Source organism: Mesorhizobium sp. ES1-1, assembly GCF_020164785.1.
Taxonomy (GTDB): domain Bacteria; phylum Pseudomonadota; class Alphaproteobacteria; order Rhizobiales; family Rhizobiaceae; genus Mesorhizobium.
In genome coordinates this window covers 123,402-142,730 of record NZ_JAIUGX010000012.1, presented here as the reverse complement: position 1 = coordinate 142,730, position 19,329 = coordinate 123,402, and the positions used below count along the sequence as shown (strand labels likewise).

General features: G+C 62.9%; 15 protein-coding genes and 1 tRNA gene. 11 read left to right on the top strand and 5 right to left on the bottom strand.

Annotated elements, in window-relative coordinates:
* Positions 1 to 51: 51 nt before the first annotated feature.
* Positions 52 to 1,626: a phytoene desaturase family protein gene (locus tag LB513_RS20505; protein ID WP_224665335.1), complete on the bottom strand. Its 1,575-nt coding sequence runs from the start codon at positions 1,624 to 1,626 to the stop codon at positions 52 to 54.
* A gap of 120 nt (positions 1,627 to 1,746) precedes the next feature.
* Between LB513_RS20505 and LB513_RS20500 the strand changes: the two genes are divergently transcribed.
* The 5 genes from LB513_RS20500 (at position 1,747) to LB513_RS20480 (ending at position 8,660) form a co-directional block, all read left to right on the top strand.
* Entirely contained in the window at positions 1,747 to 2,538 is a 792-nt protein-coding gene (locus tag LB513_RS20500; RefSeq protein ID WP_224665334.1) for a cyclase family protein, read from the top strand.
* Between the two features lie 296 nt (positions 2,539 to 2,834).
* Entirely contained in the window at positions 2,835 to 4,406 is a 1,572-nt protein-coding gene (locus LB513_RS20495; protein WP_224665333.1) for a phytoene desaturase family protein, read from the top strand.
* Positions 4,406 to 4,888 carry a MarR family winged helix-turn-helix transcriptional regulator gene (locus LB513_RS20490; protein ID WP_224665332.1) on the top strand — a complete coding sequence of 161 codons (483 nt, stop codon included), beginning with the start codon at positions 4,406 to 4,408 and terminating at the stop codon, positions 4,886 to 4,888. Before LB513_RS20495 ends, LB513_RS20490 begins: the two co-directional genes overlap by 1 nt.
* A 45-nt stretch (positions 4,889 to 4,933) precedes the next feature.
* A complete protein-coding gene (locus LB513_RS20485) occupies positions 4,934 to 7,087 on the top strand; it encodes an indolepyruvate ferredoxin oxidoreductase subunit alpha (RefSeq protein ID WP_224665331.1) in 2,154 nt (717 codons plus the stop codon).
* Positions 7,080 to 8,660 (top strand): indolepyruvate oxidoreductase subunit beta family protein, encoded by a 1,581-nt coding sequence (locus LB513_RS20480; protein WP_224665330.1) that lies wholly within the window; start codon positions 7,080 to 7,082, stop codon positions 8,658 to 8,660. The genes LB513_RS20485 and LB513_RS20480 overlap by 8 nt, the downstream gene beginning before the upstream one ends.
* A 181-nt stretch (positions 8,661 to 8,841) precedes the next feature.
* Here LB513_RS20480 and LB513_RS20475 read toward each other — a convergent pair whose 3' ends face one another.
* Positions 8,842 to 9,459, bottom strand: coding sequence for a hypothetical protein (locus LB513_RS20475; protein ID WP_224665329.1), 618 nt, complete (start codon positions 9,457 to 9,459; stop codon positions 8,842 to 8,844).
* Positions 9,460 to 10,058: 599 nt separating this feature from the next.
* On the opposite strand from LB513_RS20475, the gene LB513_RS20470 reads away from it, so the two are divergent.
* From LB513_RS20470 to LB513_RS20455, 4 genes are all read left to right on the top strand, one after another.
* Positions 10,059 to 10,805: a glycosyltransferase family A protein gene (locus LB513_RS20470; protein ID WP_224665328.1), complete on the top strand. Its 747-nt coding sequence runs from the start codon at positions 10,059 to 10,061 to the stop codon at positions 10,803 to 10,805.
* Positions 10,806 to 10,861: 56 nt separating this feature from the next.
* Positions 10,862 to 11,530, top strand: a complete 669-nt coding sequence (locus tag LB513_RS20465; protein ID WP_224665411.1) for a bifunctional DNA primase/polymerase — start codon at positions 10,862 to 10,864, stop codon at positions 11,528 to 11,530.
* The gene (locus tag LB513_RS20460; protein WP_224665327.1) at positions 11,527 to 12,861 is read left to right on the top strand and encodes a polysaccharide pyruvyl transferase family protein; all 1,335 of its coding nucleotides are present in this window, start codon (positions 11,527 to 11,529) and stop codon (positions 12,859 to 12,861) included. The genes LB513_RS20465 and LB513_RS20460 overlap by 4 nt, the downstream gene beginning before the upstream one ends.
* A gap of 74 nt (positions 12,862 to 12,935) precedes the next feature.
* On the top strand, positions 12,936 to 13,742 hold the full coding sequence (locus LB513_RS20455) for a hypothetical protein (protein WP_224665326.1): 807 nt from the start codon (positions 12,936 to 12,938) through the stop codon (positions 13,740 to 13,742).
* Between the two features lie 316 nt (positions 13,743 to 14,058).
* On the opposite strand, the gene LB513_RS20450 is transcribed toward LB513_RS20455, so the two are convergent.
* A tRNA-Thr gene (locus LB513_RS20450) sits at positions 14,059 to 14,134 on the bottom strand.
* A 332-nt stretch (positions 14,135 to 14,466) separates the two neighbouring features.
* Between LB513_RS20450 and LB513_RS20445 the strand changes: the two genes are divergently transcribed.
* Complete coding sequence (locus LB513_RS20445; protein ID WP_224665325.1) at positions 14,467 to 15,609, top strand: hypothetical protein; 1,143 nt, start codon at positions 14,467 to 14,469, stop codon at positions 15,607 to 15,609.
* Positions 15,610 to 15,637: 28 nt separating this feature from the next.
* Here LB513_RS20445 and LB513_RS20440 read toward each other — a convergent pair whose 3' ends face one another.
* Together LB513_RS20440 and LB513_RS20435 are read right to left on the bottom strand one after the other, a co-directional pair.
* A complete protein-coding gene (locus tag LB513_RS20440) occupies positions 15,638 to 17,239 on the bottom strand; it encodes a cisplatin damage response ATP-dependent DNA ligase (RefSeq protein WP_224665324.1) in 1,602 nt (533 codons plus the stop codon).
* A gap of 4 nt (positions 17,240 to 17,243) precedes the next feature.
* The gene (locus LB513_RS20435) at positions 17,244 to 18,251 is read right to left on the bottom strand and encodes a ligase-associated DNA damage response exonuclease (protein ID WP_224665323.1); all 1,008 of its coding nucleotides are present in this window, start codon (positions 18,249 to 18,251) and stop codon (positions 17,244 to 17,246) included.
* 104 nt (positions 18,252 to 18,355) lie between these two features.
* Between LB513_RS20435 and LB513_RS20430 the strand changes: the two genes are divergently transcribed.
* Positions 18,356 to 19,273: a class I SAM-dependent DNA methyltransferase gene (locus tag LB513_RS20430; RefSeq protein ID WP_224665322.1), complete on the top strand. Its 918-nt coding sequence runs from the start codon at positions 18,356 to 18,358 to the stop codon at positions 19,271 to 19,273.
* Positions 19,274 to 19,329 lie beyond the last annotated feature (56 nt).

Here is a 19,329-nt window from a genome sequence, read left to right as displayed (position 1 = left end):
GGCTCCTAGGGCAGCAGCGCCTGCCTCCTTCACCACTCAGATTTTCGGTTCCTACCTCCCGCCGAGCTGTTGTGCGAGCATGAAACCGGAAGCTGCGCCCGTTCCGGCGCCAGGCCACGTCGCAGCTCCCGTGAGATGCAGATTGCCGATGGGCGTATTCCAGCCGGCATACCCTCGCGCCGGACGATAAAGGAAATTCTGCGACAGATGGTGACTACCGCAGATCTGGTCGCCGCCGACGAGGTTGGGATTCTCGCGCTCGAGATCGACGGGTGAAAACACGGCCCGGCCAAGGATCTTGCCGCGCAGCCCGGGCGCATAGACCTCGATGATATCAAGCACGCGCTCGGCATAGATCTCCCTGATCTGATCCCAATGTGCCGGCGCGATCTTGCCGGCCGCATCGCCAAGGATCTCAGCGGGCAGCATGCGCACCTGAACCCACAGCACATGCTTGCCTTCGGGTGCGCGCGAGGGATCGATCGCCGTCGGCTGGCCGACGACCAGCACGGGCTCGTCCGGCAGCATGCCGGCCATCGCCTGCTGATAGGTGCGCGACATCGCATCGAGGGAGGGCGACAGATGCACATAGGCAAACCGCCTGAGCTCCGCGCCGGCGCGCCAGTCGGGCAGGTCGTCTAGCGCCAGATGGATCATCATCGTGCCCGGCGCGTGCTTGAACTTTCTCATCGCCGTATCGAAGCCGGCGTTTCCCGAACCATTGGGCAGCAGCTTGCCGGTCAGCGCCATCGGCGCAACGCCGGCGATGAGGGCCTTGGTGGCGGTATGGGTCTCGCCCGACGCAAGCCGTATGCCGGATGCCTTGCCGGAGGACACAGTGATCTCAGCCACTTCGGCTCCGGTGAAGCTCTGGCCGCCGGCTGATGTGATCATGCCCGAGAGCGCCCGGATGATGGTGTCGGCGCCACCCTTGCCCAGCACCATGCCAAAGCTCTGGTTGGCCATCGATTCCAGATAGAGGAACACGGCGCCGCCGGCGATATCGGGAGCGAAATCGAGATGCATGCCCCAGGTCGCGAGCGTTGCACGCACATGCGGAGATTCGAAATTCTCCTCCAGCCAGGCGCGCGGCGACGACAACAGCAGACGAATCGTGTCGAGCGCGCCGGACATGCCCTTCTTGCGCCAAAGGTTCCAGCCGGTGCCCGCCAGCGCGCGCGCGCTCATCGGCGACCCAAGCACCCGGAACAGGTGCTCGGCCTCCGAGGGGAAGGCGGCGACCAGCCGGCGCCACGCCGCGGCATCGGCGGCGGAGAAAGCGGCGATGCGCGCGGCGGTCTTTTCAAGGTCGGTGCCGACACCCAGCCAGCTTCCATCCGGGAAGGCGCTGGCGAAACAATCGGCGACCGGCGCGAACTCGAGGCCCTGCGCTTTCAATTCATTTGCATATTTCCGGTGGAAGGCCGAACCGGCGAACAGGCTCAGATTCATCGCGCCGAAATCGTGGCGGAAGCCGGGAAGCGTGAATTCACGGGTCTGAACGGCGCCTCCGATCGTGCTGTTGCGCTCGAAAACCCCGATTTTCCAGCCTTTGATCGCCAGATGCGCGGCGCACGCCAGACTGTTGTGGCCCGCCCCGATAAAGATGGCGTCGAACTCGCTCACACCCCGTTCCCATTTTCTTTATGCTTAAAGATAATTGCAGATGCATATGTTTTCGTCTAGTGCGATATTAAGGGCCGAGACGAGCCTTGATCATCACCGCGAAAGAGGGAACAAGAAAAAATGGACACCCAGGAACTCCTCGGCGAAGTCGCCGGCCAGCTGCTGTCGGGCGCCATCAAGGTGGTCGACCTTTCAGCCCCGCTTGGGCCCGACACGCCGCTGATCAAGCTGCCGCCGGAACTCGCCGTCGACACGCCGAAAGTCGAGATCCACAACATCTCGCGTTACGACAAGAACGGTCCCTGGTGGGCGTGGAACTGGCTGAAGCTCGGCGAGCATTCGGGCACGCATTTCGATGCGCCTCAGCATTGGATCAGCGGCAAGGATTATCCCGACGGCGCCACCGACACCATTCCGGCCCAGAACTTCGTCGGCCCGGTCAACGTCATCGACTGCTCCAAGGAAGCCGCGGCAGACCCCGATTTCCTGCTCACCGTCGACCATATCAAGGCCTGGGAAGCCGAGCACGGCGCCATCAATGCCGGAGAGTGGGTGGTGATGCGCACCGACTGGTACAAGCGCAACGGTTCGGAGGCCGAGTTCCTCAACGCCAATGAGACCGGCCCGCACACGCCCGGCCCGACGGCCGAAGCCATCCAGTTCCTGATCAGCAAGGACATCAAGGGCTGGGGTTCCGAGACGATCGGCACCGATGCCGGAAAGGCCGGCGGCATGGAACCGCCATTCCCGGCGCACACACTGATGCACAAGGCCAATCGCTACGGCCTCGCCAGCCTCTGCAACCTCGACCAGCTGCCGCCGAAAGGGGCGATCCTGATCGCCGCGCCGCTCAAGATCGAGCATGGCACCGGCAGCCCGATCCGCGCCCTGGCGCTGGTTTCGGGTAGATAGAGCGGAATGGGTCTTCGGGAGAAGATCATGCGGGCAGGCGATGGGTTGATGGCGGGTGAAGTGTGGCAGCCTTGCAGCGCTGGCGCTCACGCCCCTCTGTCCTGCCGGACATCTCCCCCACTTGGGGGGAGATTGGCAGCCTCCGCGACGGCTCCTTTCTTGCGACATAGAAAATTGGCGAAGGCCCAGATTGTATCCGATCTCCCCACTCGTGGGGGAGATGTCCGGCAGGACAGAGGGGGGCGCCGTAGAGGGCTGACCTCGCAAGCGTCCCCGCTGCCCAAAGGCGTCCACCAATGACCGCCCCCGATCACATCATCGTCGGCAGCGGCATCAACGCGCTTGTCTGCGCCGCGATGCTGGGCGGCAAGGGCGCGCGCGTGCTCGTCCTCGAGCGCAACGATCGCATCGGCGGCTGCATGCGTACCGAGGAGATCACGGCCCCCGGCTTCATCCATGACGTGATGGCGACGACTTTCGTGCTGTTCATCACCTCGCCTGCCTTTGCGGCTCTTGGCGGCGATCTTGCCCGCCATGGCCTGGAGTTCTGCCACACCGACACACCGACCGGCGTACTCACGCCCGACGGCAGCCATGCCATATTGCGTACCGACCGTGCCGCCAACGTCGCCGCGCTCAACGCGATCGCTTCTGGCGATGGTGATAGCCATGCACGCGATGTCGGTGGCATCGAACGCAATGCCGGCCTGCTGTTCGGCCTGCTCGGTGGTGCCCTTTGGTCATATCCGACGGCGAAGCTGCTGGCCGGCGACGCCTGGCGGCGGAGCCCGCGTGGCCTCGCGGCGTTCCTTGGCGAAGCGCTGGTGCCGGCGCGCGGCTGGCTTGAAACCACCTACCAGTCCGATACCGTCAAGGCGCTCTGGGCGCCCTGGGTGCTGCATGCAGGTCTGGGCCCGGAAGATGCGTTCTCCGGCCAGATCGCCAAGGTCATCGCCTTCGCGCTCGAAGCCGCTGGCGCGCCTATCGTAAAGGGAGGCGCGAAGAACCTGCTGGCGGCTTTCGAGGCCCTGATCCGCGAACGTGGCGGCGACATCCGCACATCAGCCGATGTTGCGTCGATCGTGCAGGGCGGCGGTCGCGCGACGGGCGTCAGGCTGGCGTCGGGCGAGACCATCTCAGCGAACAAGAGCGTCATCTGCTCGGTGACGCCGACGCAACTTTATGGCCGGCTGCTTGGCAACGACGCTCCCAGGGACGACGTCGAGGCAGCGCGGACATACCGCTACGGCAAAGGCAATTTCCAGATCCACTATGCTCTCGACAAGCCGCCGTCCTGGCGCGGTGATGGCTTGGACAAGGCGGCCCTGCTGCATCTGACGCCCGGACTGGACGGCGTGTCGAAGTCCTGCAACGAGGCCGCGCGCGGCATGCTGCCGGAAGTGCCGACCATCTGCGTCGGCCAGCCGCATGCACTCGACCCGTCGCGCTGTCCGCCCGGCAAGGCGATCCTGTGGCTGCAACTGCCCGAGGCGCCCCGCCACATCAACGGCGATGCAGCAGGCAAGCTGCAGGCACCTGCCGATGGACGTTGGACCGAAGCGTTGCGCGAGGCCTATGCCGATCGTGCCGAAGACATCCTCGCCGGTCATATCGACGACTTCAAGGACAGCGTCATCGCGCGCCGCGCCTATTCGCCGGCCGATCTCGAAGCGATGAACATCAATCTGGTCGGCGGCGACCCCTATGGCGGCTCCTCGACCATCGACCAGTCCTTCCTGTGGCGGCCGTTCAAGACCAGCCGCAACCATCAGACCGGCATCAAGGGCCTCTACCATATCGGCGCCTCTACCCATCCGGGCGCCGGCCTCGGCGGCGGCTCGGGGTTCTTGCTGGCGGGGAGACTTTGATGGAGCAAAAGCTCGCGGAAAGGCGCCAGCGCATTTCGACCCTCGGCCAAATCGGCCTGCAGCAATTCGCGCCCTATCTGATGAACCGCATCATGGGCCGCTACAACGCCACGTTGCGCAACGATTTCCGCAAGCAGGGCCTGACCATTCCTCAGGTCCGCACGCTGGCCGTGCTGTCGGTCACGGACGGGATCACCGTCAACGACCTCGCCGTCTACACCGTGATCGAACAGTCAACCTTGAGCCGCACGCTGGACACGCTCGAGGGCCAGGGCCTCGTGCGGCGCGAACAAGGCGTCACGGACAGCCGTATCCGCCATGTGTTCCTGACCGACGATGGCCGCGCCGAGTTCACGCGCGCCTGGCCGGCCATGCATGACGCGTTCGAGGCGATGTTCGAAGACATCGACGATGCCGAATATGCCACGCTCATCGCCACGCTCCTGAAGATGCTCAACAATATTCGCAAGCACGACATCTAGACCTACGCGCCGCCGGCAATTGGCGGTAACGGAAGGAAAGAAACAATGGCCGAACGGTCTTTTGCCAAGGAAGTCGAAAAGCTCCGGCTGGGCGCCGGCGAAGAGTTTTCCGGCGAAGGCATCCTCGCTATCACCAAGGCGCTCCTGCAATGCGGTGTCGGCTATGTCGGCGGCTATCAGGGCGCACCGATCAGCCATCTGATGGATGTGCTGGCCGACGCCCAGGATATTCTGGGCGAACTTGGCGTGCATTTCGAAGCCAGTGCCTCGGAGGCCACTGCGACGGCGATGCTCGCCGCCTCGGTGCACTACCCCATCCGTGGCGCCGCGACCTTCAAGTCCACCGTCGGCACCAACGTCGCTTCGGATGCGCTGGCCAATCTCGCCTCCGGCGGCGTCACCGGCGGCGCGCTGATCATTGTCGGCGAGGATTATGGCGAGGGCTCCTCGATCATGCAGGAGCGCAGCCACGCCTTCGCCATGAAGAGCCAGGTCTGGCTGCTCGACCCGCGCCCCAACCTGCCTTCGATCGTCAAGGCGGTGGAGGACGGTTTCGAGCTGTCGGAGATATCCAACACGCCGGTCATGCTGCAGGTGCGCATCCGCTGCTGCCACGTTCATGGCCACTTCATCGCCAAGGACAATAAGCGGCCGCCGATGACGGTGGCCGATGCGCTCGACGCGCCGCGTCGCGACACCGGCCGCATTGTGCTGCCGCCGGCCTCCTTCCTGCACGAGAAGGAAAAGGTGCAGAAGCGCTGGCCGGCGGCCGTCGACTTCATCCGCAACAACAAGATCAACGAATTCTTCGGTTCTGACCATGGCTCGGTCGGCGTCGTCATGCAGGGCGGCATGTACAATGCGGTCATTCGTGCGCTTCAGCGTCTCGGCCTCGCCGACATTTATGGCGACACGGATGTCCCGCTCTACGTGCTCAATGCCGTCTATCCGCTGATCGATGACGAGTTCCTCAGCTTCTGCGAAGGCAAGCAGGCGGTGCTGGTGGTCGAGGAAGGCCAGCCCAACTACATCGAGCAGGCCTTTGCTTCGATGCTGCACAAGGCCGGCCGCGGCGCCAGGCTGGTCGGCAAGGAGTATCTGCCGATGGCCGGCGAATATACCGGCCAAATCATGCTCGACGGCATCGGCAGCTTCCTGCGCGCCGAGGCGCCGCATCTCCTGCCGGGCGAAGTGCGGGCGCCCAACAAGGTCGGCGATGGCGTCGACACGGCCGATTTGATCAATGTCGTGCCCGGCAGGCCGCCCGGCTTCTGCATTGGCTGCCCGGAGCGGCCGATCTTTGCTGCCACCAAACTGGTCGAGCAGGAACTCGGCAAGCATCATATCGCTTCCGACATCGGCTGCCATTTGTTCTCGATCATGCCGCCTTTCGAACTCGGCGCCACCACCATGGGCTATGGTCTGGGTCCGGCCTCGGCGTCGGCTTTCAATTCGCCCGAGGCAAAGCGCCGCTCGATCTCCTTCGTCGGCGATGGGGGGTTCTGGCACAACGGCCTCACCTCCTCGATCGGCAATGCGGTCTTCAACAAGAATGACGGCGTCATCGTCATCGTCGACAATTTCTATTCCGCCGCGACCGGGGGGCAGGATATTCTCTCATCCCGCGCCGGCAACAAGACCAAGTCGACCAAACATCCGATCACCGAGGCGGTGAAGGGGATGGGCGTCAAGTGGCTGCGCCATGTCGACCGAACCTATGATGTCGGCAAGATGCAGGACACGCTGCGCGAGGCGCTGACGACCGAGGAGAAGGGTCCGAAGGTCATCGTCGCCTCGTCCGAGTGCATGCTCAACCGCCAGCGCCGCGAAAAGCCGCTGATCGACAAGGCGATCAAGGGCGGCGAACGCGTCGTCAAGCCGAAGTTCGGCGTCGACGAGGACATCTGCACCGGCGATCATGCCTGCATGCGGCTGTCGGGTTGCCCGTCTCTCTCGGTCAAGTCACTCGACGACCCGCTGCGCGACGATCCGGTGGCATCAATCGACCAGAACTGCGTCGGCTGCGGCAATTGCGGCGAGGTGGCCGATGCGGCGGTGCTGTGTCCGTCCTTCTACCGCGCCGATGTCGTGCACAATCCGGGCCGCTGGGACCGCTTCGTGGAAACTGCGCGCCGCGCCGCCATCGGCCTGCTGCAGCGCCGCCGCGAGAGCCGGCGCCTGACCTTCGCCGATGCTTGACGCCATCCCGCCATTGCGCGCCCGCCGGGGTGCAGCGGATGACGAGCGCGTCATCAAGCTGGCGGTGCTGGCCGTCGGCGGCCAGGGCGGCGGCGTGCTGGCCGACTGGATCACCGACGTCGCCGAACGCAATGGCTATGTCGCGCAATCGACCTCAGTCGCAGGGGTCGCCCAGCGCACCGGCGCCACGATCTACTACATCGAGATGGCGCGCCACACCGGCCGGCTGCCGGTCTTCGCGCTGTCGCCGGCGCAGGGCGACGTCGATATATTGATCGCGGCGGAATTGATGGAGGCCGGCCGCGCCATCATCCGCGGCTTCGTCACGCCCGAGCGCACGACGCTGATCGCGTCCTCGCACCGCATCGCAGCGGTATCGGAAAAGATCGAGCCTGGCGACGGCCGGGCGTCGTCATCCAAGGTGCACGCGACGGCGGAAGCCGCCTCGAAGCGGTTCATTGCTTTCGACATGGAAAGGATCGCAGCCGAGAACGGCTCGATGATCTCGGCCAGCCTGCTCGGCGCGCTGGCCGGCTCCGACGCGCTGCCCTTCACCCGCGAAACCTACGAGCAGGCGATCGGTGCCGGCGGCCGGGGCGTCAAAGCCAGCCTCGCCGCCTTCGGCGCCGCCTATGACCGCACGCGGGGCACGCCCGCGCCGGCGCAAAGCGCCATCCTGCACAACGTGGTCGAACCTACTCCGAATGCCGGGTCGGTCAGCGGACCGGAAGCCTTGATGCAAGGCTGGCAGCAACTATCGGCACGCGTCGTTGCCTTGCCGGAGCCGGTGCGCGACATGGCGCTTCTGGGTCTGCGAAAGGTGGTCGACTACCAGGACATCGCCTATGGCGGCGAGTATCTCGACCGGCTGGACAAGGCCGTGGCGCTGGACAACGTCGGCCATGCCTATGCGCTGTCGATCGCGGCCGCCAAGCATCTGGCCAACGCCTTGTGCTACGACGACATGATCCGCGTCGCCGATCTCAAGACACGCTCGACGCGCGACAGGCGGGTGCGCCGCGAGGTCGGCGTCAAACCCGGCTCGATCCTGCAGGTGACCGAATATTTCCATCCGCGCATCGAGGAGTTCTGCGGCACGCTGCCGGCGGGACTGGGCAAGTACATCGAGAACCGGCCGAAACTCGCCGCCTTTCTCGACCGCCGCATCAACCATGGCCGACGCATCCGCACGGACAGCCTTGCCGGCTTTGCCGCGCTCTGGTTCATCGGTGGCCTGCGCCGCTGGCGTCGCAGCCTGTTGCGCCACAAGGTCGAAATCGCGCATCTCGACCGATGGTATGCGCTGGCGCTCAGCTACGTCCCGCGAGATTACGCGCTGGCCGTCGAGATCCTCAACTGCCGCCGTCTGATCAAGGGCTACAGCGACACCCATGTCCGCGCCCAGTCGAAATTCGACCGCGTGCTGTCGGCGCTCGATCTCGTCAAGGGCCGAGCGGATGCCGCCGACTGGCTTCGCCGCCTGCGCGAGATGGCCCTGAAGGACGAGAAGGGCGACATGCTCGACGGTGCGCTGAAGACCGTGGCGACGCTGGGGCCGGATCCGATGGGCTGAATCCTGCTGGATGGCTGCCGCAGACTGAGGCAACGGCGCAGGACCGTGCAGCGGAACAGCTTGCGGGAACAGCGCTCGGTCTCGGCATCTGGATGAGAGCCAAGGCGAGCGTTTGATTTGATCAAGCGGAGGCTCTACCTCAGACGTTGGTTCTCATAAGGATTTGCTCTGGTTATACTGGTCAGCGATATGCCAAGCGCCGATTATAATCCAGACGGACCGATGCGCTGAATGCCGGGTAGATAAATCGGAAGATGTTCTGTTCCGAACCGCAGGCAAACGGAAACGGTGGAAGGTCGAGAGGGTGCGCCTTCATGGCACGGCGATACTCGCTCCACATGGGTTCGTTCGCGGAGACATAGCGAGTTGCGGCCCGCAGGAACTCGACTAGTACGCGCCGTCTGGCAACATAGACCCCGGCGTTGAGATGGATGTCGTGAGACGCCCCCCAGCCCGCAGTTTCCGCTTCAGCCAAAAAACGAAATCCGATGTCGGGCATAAGGTCATAGTCGCCATGACCGGTGGTCGAGAACAGGATGTCGCCGCCGCTGTCCTCAAGAAGTTCCAAGGCCTTGCGCGGGTCGCCGATAAGGACCGAATCGTCGGCATCGATACAGAAGACGAACTCGCTGGTGCTGGTTTCAGCGAAATGCAGAGCTGCCGGTATCTTGTAAGTGTTTCGCCAGACGCCGTGGGGAAGGTGAGGCCGGACCACTGCGTGGTCAAGGATCCCGAGGTAAGCGAGGCTCTTTTCCAGGATAGTCTGTTCGGTCCGATTGTGGATCAGCAAGAGATCCATGTTAGCCGGTCTGGTGAGCCTGCCTTGGTGGGGTCGGCACAAGGCGCCAATCAGGAGTGATGAGGGAACGTTGTCGGTGAACCAGTCGTTGTGCAGCACCAAGGAAGCTTGGATCGACCTTCTGATCTTGAGCAGATGCAGTGATCGTGACATTCGCCTGCGGAAGGACGGCCGAGGCTTTCTAGCAAGGGGGGGAGCAATCACGATCAGATCTCGAGGCATGTCGGTCAACGCCTGCCTTATACTCTCCTAGTGGGCATTGCACAGCCGTTTCTGGCGCACCGGCAATGCAGGCAAGATTTTGGACCGGTCCGTCTGGCGCAGTACGTGAAGGGCCCGCGCCCGGTCGATCTAGGTTCAGGCTGCAACGTGCCATATGCGGCAATAACCGCACTCGGATCTGTGTGTGCCTCCAGGTTTCGCGAGCGCCAAGATCGTAGCCGCGTCGATCTCGGGAAATCGTTTGTGCCGAATTGCAAGGAACTTTCGACATTTGCAACAAGCCTTGGCTGGGCTTGTGCAATTTCCACGACAGGTTAAAGAGTTTTCATCTATACCGCGTACCGCCGGGAGCGGCTGACATAGGACGTCACATCGCGATGCACTACTTCGTCATGCCGCTCAGATCGGTTGAGACGGTCAAGGATAGGCACTTGTTTTCGTCTCTCCTCAGGCGAACGATCGAGAACGTCCTTTGTCAGACGGTCAAAAATTTTCGTCTCATACTCGTATGCAGCGAACGACCTGAACTCGGCTACGTGCCAGCCGACAGGATAACGGTAGTCGAGACGAACCTGCCGATCCCGACGGATATAGCGGCACGCCGGCGCGACATGAACCAGAAGATTGCGATAGGCGCCGAGCAGGCTTTCCTGCTTGCCGGGAACGACGATTTCTCGATCATGAAGATTGACGGCGACGACCTGCTCGCTGCCGATCTTCTGGAAAAGGCCGGGCTATTTGCGGAGAGCAATGGCTTCGTGATCAACAAGGGCTATCTTCAGCGACTGGGATCCCGGATTCTATGGAAACACTACAGGTTTCATGAAATCTGCGGCTCATGCGCGTCGGTGACTATGCGGCGAGGGGGTAAGGCGCTGATGGGTGCGGGCGAGTTCGCCGACCTCTACATCAAGAGCATCCATCCCAAAATCCCCGGGCTCCTCGAAGCCACCGGGAGGCCGCTTCACTTTCTTCCGCACTGGGGCGCCATCTACACGATGGACCACGGTGACAATAGTTCCGGAAACAGGCTTGGGTTCAAATGGCGTCCTTGGCGGATTCAGCCGGTCAACGAAGGTATTGCGCGCCAGTTTCCAGGCTCCTCCGAAATCTTTCGGAACTGAACCGGCAAGCTGTGCATTGCTGCTGCGCTGTTGAGGGGGTCAAAGCAAAATTGCAAATGCTGCACCTAGCACTGAGACTGCTGGACAAAGGGATCGTTGCTTGTCCGGTCCTCCCGGGGTCGAAGTTCATCGATTTTACTGCCATGGGCGGCATGCCGGGGGCCCAAATCAACGATGAAAAGTGGCGCCGGAAGCTTGCCCATACGAGCACAGCCTTCATCATGTCGATACGGCCAACCAGCCCCAGCGATGTCGAAGCATGGTTTTCAGCGGCTGGCGACAGCGCGAACCTTGGCATCGTGTGCGGACTGGGCAGCCTAGTCGTCCTCGACTTCGATGATGACAACGCCTTCGACCGTTTCAGGAGGGCCAATCCGACCCTGGCCGACCGCACGCCGGTCGAGAAAACTCCAAACGGCTATCACGTATATCTGAAGGTCTCCGGCGTTGTGTTTAGCACCAGCCTCTATATTGGGATAAGGAAAGGCGGGCATGTGTCGGGTGTCGGCGGCTTTGTGACTTGCGCGCCCTCGACGCTTGAGGATGGTCGAGCCTATCGTTGGCTGCCCGGGCAGAGCATATTCGATGTCGACCCGCAGCCCGTCGACGACCTGCGCCAGCTTGGCGTCTCGACCAGCCGCGCCCGCGCTGTGCTGCAGACTTTGATCAAACCCTTTCGAGCGCGCACGCATGGGGGAGCCGAGACTAAAATCGGCAGGCTATGAAGATATGCATCCTGAACTACACCGGCGACAGGGGGAACTGGGGATGCCAAGCCACCAGCGAGAATCTGGAGCAGTTTCTGGATCGCACCTTCGGGAACACGGGCCCGGTTGAAATCAACACTGTTCCGTTTCCCCGAGAGCACAAGATCGATCGTCTGCATGAAGCCATCCATGGGGACAGGATTCGGGCTGTTTATGCCGGCGACGCAGTCGATGAACGCTCGCTCGCGTTGCTCGAGCATCTCACAGTCGAGAGGTTTGGACGATTCACCGAGATTGTACATTCGGCCGACATGGTCGTTTTCCAAGGCGAAGGGACCGTCGGCCCCTCCTCCTATCTTCGGAACACTCGGCTGTTCGGGCTACCCTTTGTTGCGGCAAAGCGCTGGAATAAGCCGGTCTATTCGATGAACCAAAGCATTTATGCCGCCAGCGAGGCTGATGGCCGGGTACTTGCCAACTTGTTCAATTCATTTGCGCTCGTGTCGGTGCGCGAGATGACATCCCTAGCGTATGCGGATCGCATCGGTATCAGGAACGCGATCATCTGTCCGGACATGGCGTTTGCTGAGCATGCGGCTGCAGAGGTCCTCGTACCAAGCGAGCGGTATTTCTGTGTGAGCGGATCGGCTGCCTCGGAATATTACGACCATGATGCGTTCGTGGGCTGCGTCCGACGGATCAGCGATACCCTGTCGCTGCGCCCCCTGTTCCTCTATTCTCGGGGCAACGACCGTCGCCTCGCCGACGCTGCACTGAGCGCCGATGATGTTTTTGACGGCGCGGCCATTCCGCACTATTCGCAGTTGGCGGGCCTTCTGAGGCACGCGAGTTTCGTGTTTGGTGGCAGATACCACACTGCCATCACTGCTCTTGCGCAGGGGACGCCGGCCATTCTCCTGCCGGGCAATACATTCAAGTCAGAGGGGATCGGACCGATGATGGGCGTCGCGTGTCCGGTGTTCGACGTCACCGAGACCGAGACCGAGGCAATTATCGAAGCGGCAGTAGCAATCACCAGTAACTTGTCGCTTCGGCGAGCGGAAATAATGACGTCTGTCATCCGAATGCGCGAGGCCCAGCGGCAATTCGGCCGACTGCTGCTTGCATTGATCGGCCACGACAGCGTCGCCCAGCAGGAAGCGTGCACCGCAATTGAGCGCATGATCCCTTCTAGCCCGGTCGACACACGGTTCGACGAGATCTACCGCAATAAGAACGCTTCGGCGGCGCGGCGCGGGGGCATCGTGCAACGCGCAATGCTGTGGGGTCAAAGGTCCATGCCGGGCTTCGGGAACCGCATCGCCGGTACATTCGCCAACCTGACATGAGTTCGTCGCAGCCCAGCGCGGGAGCGGCCATGTCTGTCGCCGGTGACGACGGCCGTGGCTGAGGGAATGGAGTAATGCGAAAGATACCTTTGAAGAGCGCCATAGGGAGCCTTCCGGCTTTCATCGGCTATCTGCGGCTGAGGTGGGCTTGCAAGCGATTTCGCACTTTCCATGCTCCAGACTACGGAACCGCCAGCGTGTATTGCGTCGGTTCAGGCCCGTCGCTGGATTTGTTTGACGTCTCCACCGTCAAGAACGCGACCGTGCTGCTGCTAAACGGCGCCATCGATGTCCATTCGCGCTTCGACCCATCGAACAAGCTGCTCTGGGTCTGCCAGGATACGGGTGCGATCCGCTCCACCTATGCCCGGGTGCCCGATCACGTCGGCAGGATCGTGACCGTTCATATGTACGAAGGTGCCGGCCGCATTCTTCGCCTCTTGCGGAATTCCGATTTCTTCTTTCTGGCCGCCCCGATCTTCCGTGCCAAGTTTCCGACGAAGGAACAAGCGGCGAAAGACCGGCTGTACTTTCGTCCGCGGCTCGCGGGCTTTGACGGCCAGCCCTTGGTGCTGGCGTCCCTCAATGATGGATGCGTTTATCCGGTCAGCGTGATGCTTCTGGCAATTGCCATCGCTCTGATGATAGCGCAGGACGAAGTGCATCTGCTTGGCTTCGACATGGGACATGGCCCCGCCGAGGCAAAGAATAACTATTCGGCTTTCGTAAAAAGCAAAACGGCAACCGGACCGGATCGCTTTCCCGTTCACGCCGTCGAGCGCTACCTCAAGGCCTTTAGAGAGCAAGCGGAAACAACCAACCGGCAGATCTACAACCACTCGCCTTATGCGCCTGAAACCGTCCTTTTGCGTAAGCCCTGATCGATGGTCTTTAGTCGTCAGGTGCATGACATTTGAGCCGCCAAAGCCGAGCTCCTTTGACGTCACCAGTAGACGCAAGCCGACAGCATCCAAGTTTTTCGATCCTTGTCGCCGGGCTTAATGGCGCGAACGGCGTCGTCTGTAAGGGTCATCCTGCGGGAATCGCTTCGGGGTTGCTCAACCCAATACCCCGAACGATCTCCCCATCTTTGTTGCATGCAACCGGCCATCGTTGGAAGCGGCGAACGGTGTATTTCGCTAAACCGCAGAAATTGCAGCGATATCCGGGCGGTTTCGACGTCAGTGGATGGGGAAGTGGTGCCGCTTGCGTGACTCGAACACGCGACCCCCGCATTACGAATGCGGTGCTCTACCAACTGAGCTAAAGCGGCCCGGGAGGCCGAGGTCTCCAGGATGCGGTGGGTGATAGCCTCAACCGGCGGCGAATTCAAGATGCGGCGTGGCAATTCATGCGGGCGTCTGTTCAGCTCTGAAACGGAAGGCCTGGCAGCACTCGACGCGTTTGTTGGCTGACGTTTCGACCACGCCGACCTGGTCCCGTCGGCTGGAAATCGATGAAACACGCTGATTTCGTTGCACAACGTTGCAGGAATGGACTTTGCACGCCCTCTCGCGGCAGAATGCGGCCGCTCGCCCGTTGATTGATTGGTCGCCTGCGGCTAACGATCATGGCCAGCTTACGCGAACGGACAGAGGGACTCGCTTGGACGCGATCGAAACAGCGATCCGGAACGCCTTGGAGAAGGGCAATGCCGAGGACCGCGCGTTCCGCGAACGGGTCTATCGCTCGGCCTTTGCCGCGCTCGACCGCGCGCTCCAGGCCAATCCCGGCGTCACCGTCGAAGTCGCCATCAAGCGCCGCAAGGCGGTCCAGGCGAAAATCACTGAAATCGAATCCGAGTTTCTGCCTGCGGTGGCCGATGCCGGTACGCAGGGCAATGCGCCGGTGGTCGAACTCGGGACTGGCGCTTCGCCGGCCGGGACCGGAGAGCCGACAGCTTCACCAGAGATCGTCGCCGAGGGGGCTGAGGGGGCCGGTTCCGATGAGCCGCGTTCTCGCGTGCTGCCTGTCGTTCCGGACATCATGCCTGACGCGACGCTGCCCGCCGCCCCTTCCATCGACATGTCGTCGTCCGGCTACGCCGGTGCGGCGACGGATGTGGCGCCCGATCGCGATGAACGGCGCATCAGGGGCCGGCGTCTGCCGCTGACCGCCATCTTCCTGACCGTGACGCTGCTTGCCGCTGTCGGCATTGGCCTGTTTTTCGCCGCCCAGACCGGCGTGTTCAAGACGCAGGCGCAGCTCGACACCGCGCCGCCGCAAGCGCCTCCGACAGTCGACGACGATGATTTCACGCCGGCCGACAGCGGTGCGGAGCCGGCAAAGCCCGGTGCCGCCGACCAGTCGCGCGACTGGATCAGCGTGTTTACTCCGGCAGACCCGACGCATGTCAGCGCGCCTTCGGATGCCACTGCCGAGGTGATGAAGGACGACACCGGATCGTTCCTGCGGATACGATCGGGCGCTTCAGGTTCGGCGATCAGCTTCGACGTAGGGCAGGGCGTGCTTGAGAAACTCGCCGGCAAGCATGCCGTGTTCGATATTGTCGCCCGTTCCGAGGATGGCAAGGAGACGCAGCTGTCCGTCGATTGCAATTTCGGCGAGCTGGGCGACTGCGGGCGCAAGCGTTACGCCGTCGGCCAGCAGCGCAACGAATATCTGTTCGACGTCCGCTTTCCCGACAAGCAGCCCGGCGCGGCCGGCACGATCGCCATCAATTCCGACTTCGACAAGCAGGGCAAGGCGGCCGACATCTACGAGATTCGGGTTTCCGTCGAGCCGTAGCGAAGTCGCCCGCAGGACATCCCGCAAATCAGCGATCGAGCAGGGCCTGTAGCGTTTCGATGCGGTCCGCCTCGTTGGTGGGCTTGTCCCAGCGCAGCCGCGACACACGGGGAAAGCGCATCGCGACACCGGATTTGTGCCGCGTCGACCGGTTGAGCCCTTCGAATGCGACCTCCAGCACCAGGCCATTGTCGCGGTCGGCCCGGACCGAGCGCACCGGTCCGAAGCGTTCGATCGTGTTGTCGCGCACATATTTGTCGATCTGCTTCAGTTCTTCGTCGGTGAAGCCGAAATAGGCCTTGCCGACCGGCACCAGCTCTTCCTCGCCCTCCGGGCCGGACCAGACGCCGAACGTGTAGTCGGAATAGAAGCTCGAGCGCTTGCCGTGGCCCCGCTGCGCATACATCAGCACGGCGTCTACCGTATGCGGATCGCGCTTCCACTTGAACCACGGACCTTTCGGCCGGCCGGCGACATAGGGCGAATCCCAGCGCTTCAGCATCACCCCTTCGATGATCGGATGGGGGGGCGCCCGGCGCAATTCCTCCAGCGTGTCCCAATCCGTGAAGTCGACAAAGGGCGAGAGGTCGAAGCGGCTGGGGTCGAGTGTCTTCATGAAGCTCTCGAGGCGGCCGCGCCGGTCGCGAAACGGCAACGCGCGCAAATCCTCATCGCCGATCTGCAGCAGGTCGTAGCAGCGCATGAAGGCTGGATATTGCTGCTGCATCCTGGGCGTCACCGTCTTGCGGTTCAGCCTCTGCTGCAAATCCGAGAAGCTTCGCGTGCCCTGCCGGGGATCGCCGACAAGCAGTTCCCCATCCAGCGTTGCGGAAAAATCCATCGCGTCGGCGAGATCTGGAAAGGCGCCGGAAACATCGTCGCCGGTGCGCGAATAGAGCCGGCGGATGCCCCCCTCGGCCACCGCTTGAACACGGATGCCGTCCCATTTCCACTCGGCCGCGTAATCCGCCGGATTGAGCTTTTCGAGATCGCCGTCATTGACCGGATTGGACAGCATCACGGGCCTGAACAGGGCGAATGCCGTGTTTCGCGGCTTCTCGGCCTTGCCCTCGAGCCACGCGAACAGCGCAAGGTAGGGTGCCGACAGCCCGTGCCAAAGTTCCTCGATCTCGGCGACGTCGACATTGCCGAAATCCGCCAGCGCCTGTTTGGCCAGCCGTGCCGAGACGCCGATGCGCAGTCCGCCGGTGACAAGCTTGATGATGGCAAAGCGCGCCGAGCTGCCGGAACTGTCGAGCAGCCCCGCCAGCACCTTCGGCCCATCGGAACGGCTGGCCGATTGAAGTTTCGCCACGACCTCGCCAAGCGTCGGATCGCGGTTGGGGATATGTCCCGGCGAGGGCGGCCAGACCAGCGAAACCGTCTCCGCAAGATCGCCGACATAATCGTAGGAATAGCCGAACAGGACCGGGTCCATGCGTTCGGTGACCAGGCTGCGCAGCATCGCCGGCTTGACCGCGGCAATGGTGAGATCGCCGGTGATGGCGGCCAGCGCCAGGCCCCTGTCCGGATCTTCGACGGTGCGGAAATAATCGGTCAGCAAGGTCAGCTTGCCGTTGCGCGACGGCGTCAGCACCAGCCGGTCGAGAAGTTCGGCGAAGCGGTTCATGCCATCAGTCGCCTTCGTCCTCGTAGCCGACCAGATGCAATGGCCGCGCGGTGATGCCTTCGAGCTCGCACCAGCGGACCAGCGCCTCTTCGCGGCCATGCGTCACCCATATCTCCTCGGCTCCCGTCTCGTGGATGGTGGTGGTCAGCTCGTCCCAGTCGGCGTGGTCCGAAATGATCAGCGGCAGTTCGACACCGCCTTGCTTGGCGCGCTGGCGGATGCGCATCCAGCCGGAGGCGAAGCATGAAATCGGATCGGGAAAGCGCCGCGCCCAGCGATCGGCGAAAGCCGATGGAGGACCGACGACAATGGCGCCGGCGAAACTACCCTTGCCGCCCTCAACGGTTGCCGGCTGCAGGGTCCCCAGATCGATACCTTGGCCTTGGTAATATTCGCTGAGCTTGGCCAGTGCGCCATGGATGTAGAGCGGCCGGTCGTAACCCGCATCGCGCAACAGCCGCATTACCCGCTGCGCCTTGCCGAGCGCATAGGCGCCGACCAGATGCGAGCGTTCGGGAAACTGGTCGACCGATTTGAGCAGGCGCGCGATCTCCTCCGTGTCCGGAGGATGACGGAAAACCGGCAGGCCGAATGTGGCCTCGGTGATGAACACATCGCAGGCCACCGGCTCGAACGGAGCGCAGGTCGCATCCCGGCGCCGCTTGTAGTCCCCGGAGGCGACGATGCGGACGCCCTGGTGCTCCACGGCAATCTGGGCGGAACCCAGTACATGGCCTGCCGGGTGGAAACTGACCTTGACCCCGTTGAGGTCGATGATCTCGCCCAGCCGTGCCGTCTGTGTGGCCGCCGCGAAATCCTCGCCGTAGCGCAGGCCCATGATGTCCAGCGTCTGCTTCGTCGCCAGCACCGAGCCATGCCCCGAACGCGCGTGGTCGGAATGGCCATGCGTGATGAGCGCGCGATTAACCGGGCGCACCGGATCGATGAAGAAATCGCCCGGCGGGCAGTAGAGGCCCTGGGGCCGGGGATGAAGCAGATCGCTGGCGCGCATGCCCCTAGAGATAGGATACAATTCCGGCGCGGAAAGGCTGTTGTCAGTGCCTGCTGACTACCGCATAGCATGGTCGTCTCGATCCTCCGATAGGGCCCGACACGATGAAACCGTTTCAGACGTCGTCCGGCGACCTGAACGCCGACCGCCGCGCCGACTATGCCGAGATGCTCCACGCGGACGGCGATCATGCCCAGGCGGCCGAACTTCTGCTTGGCGCGCTGGAACTGGTTCCGCAATGGACGGCCGGCTGGTTTCGCCTCGGCGAGTTTCAGGAATCGGCCGGCGCGTTGGAGCTGGCCGCGCAGGCCTGGACAATGGCGCTGAAGCTCGAACCGGCGGATCGCCTGGGTGCTGCGCTCAAGCTGCAACTGATCGGCAAGGCGCCGCCGACAAGCGGGCCGCCCGGCGCCTTCGTAGAGGCGCTGTTCGACCACTACGCCGACAGCTTCGATGAATCGCTGGTCGACAAACTCGGCTATCGGGTGCCTGAACTGCTTGAGCGGGCCATACGAACAGCGAGGCCCGGCCGCTTTGCCCTCGTGCTTGATCTCGGCTGTGGCACCGGCTTGATGGGGCAAAGGCTGCGGCCGATCGCCGATAGGCTCGAAGGATATGACATTTCGGCCGGCATGCTCAGGCGGGCGCGGGCCAAGGGGATCTATGACGAAGTCGCAAAGGCGGACCTGCGCGACTTTGCCCGTGCCGGCCCGAAAGCCGATCTGGTCACCGTCACCGATGTTTTCATCTATATCGGCGCGCTCGGCGGCGCGGTGAACAGGATCGCCGGCCTGCTGGTCGACGATGGCCTGTTCGCCTTTTCGGTCGAGAAGCTGGACGGCGATGGCGATTTCGTATTGCAGCCGTCGCGTCGCTATGCGCATTCGGAACGCTATGTCAGGGAGGTCCTGGCTGCCAACGGGTTCTTGGTCCTGTCGCTGGAAACCACTGTCATCCGTCAGGACCGCAGGGAACCTGTCAGTGGGCTGGTCATTCTGGCGGTCAGGTCGCCGCATGCTTGAGCCCGCGTGTTACCATCCGGCACGCAGGGTCGGTGGTTCGAAAAAGCCCCAGTCGC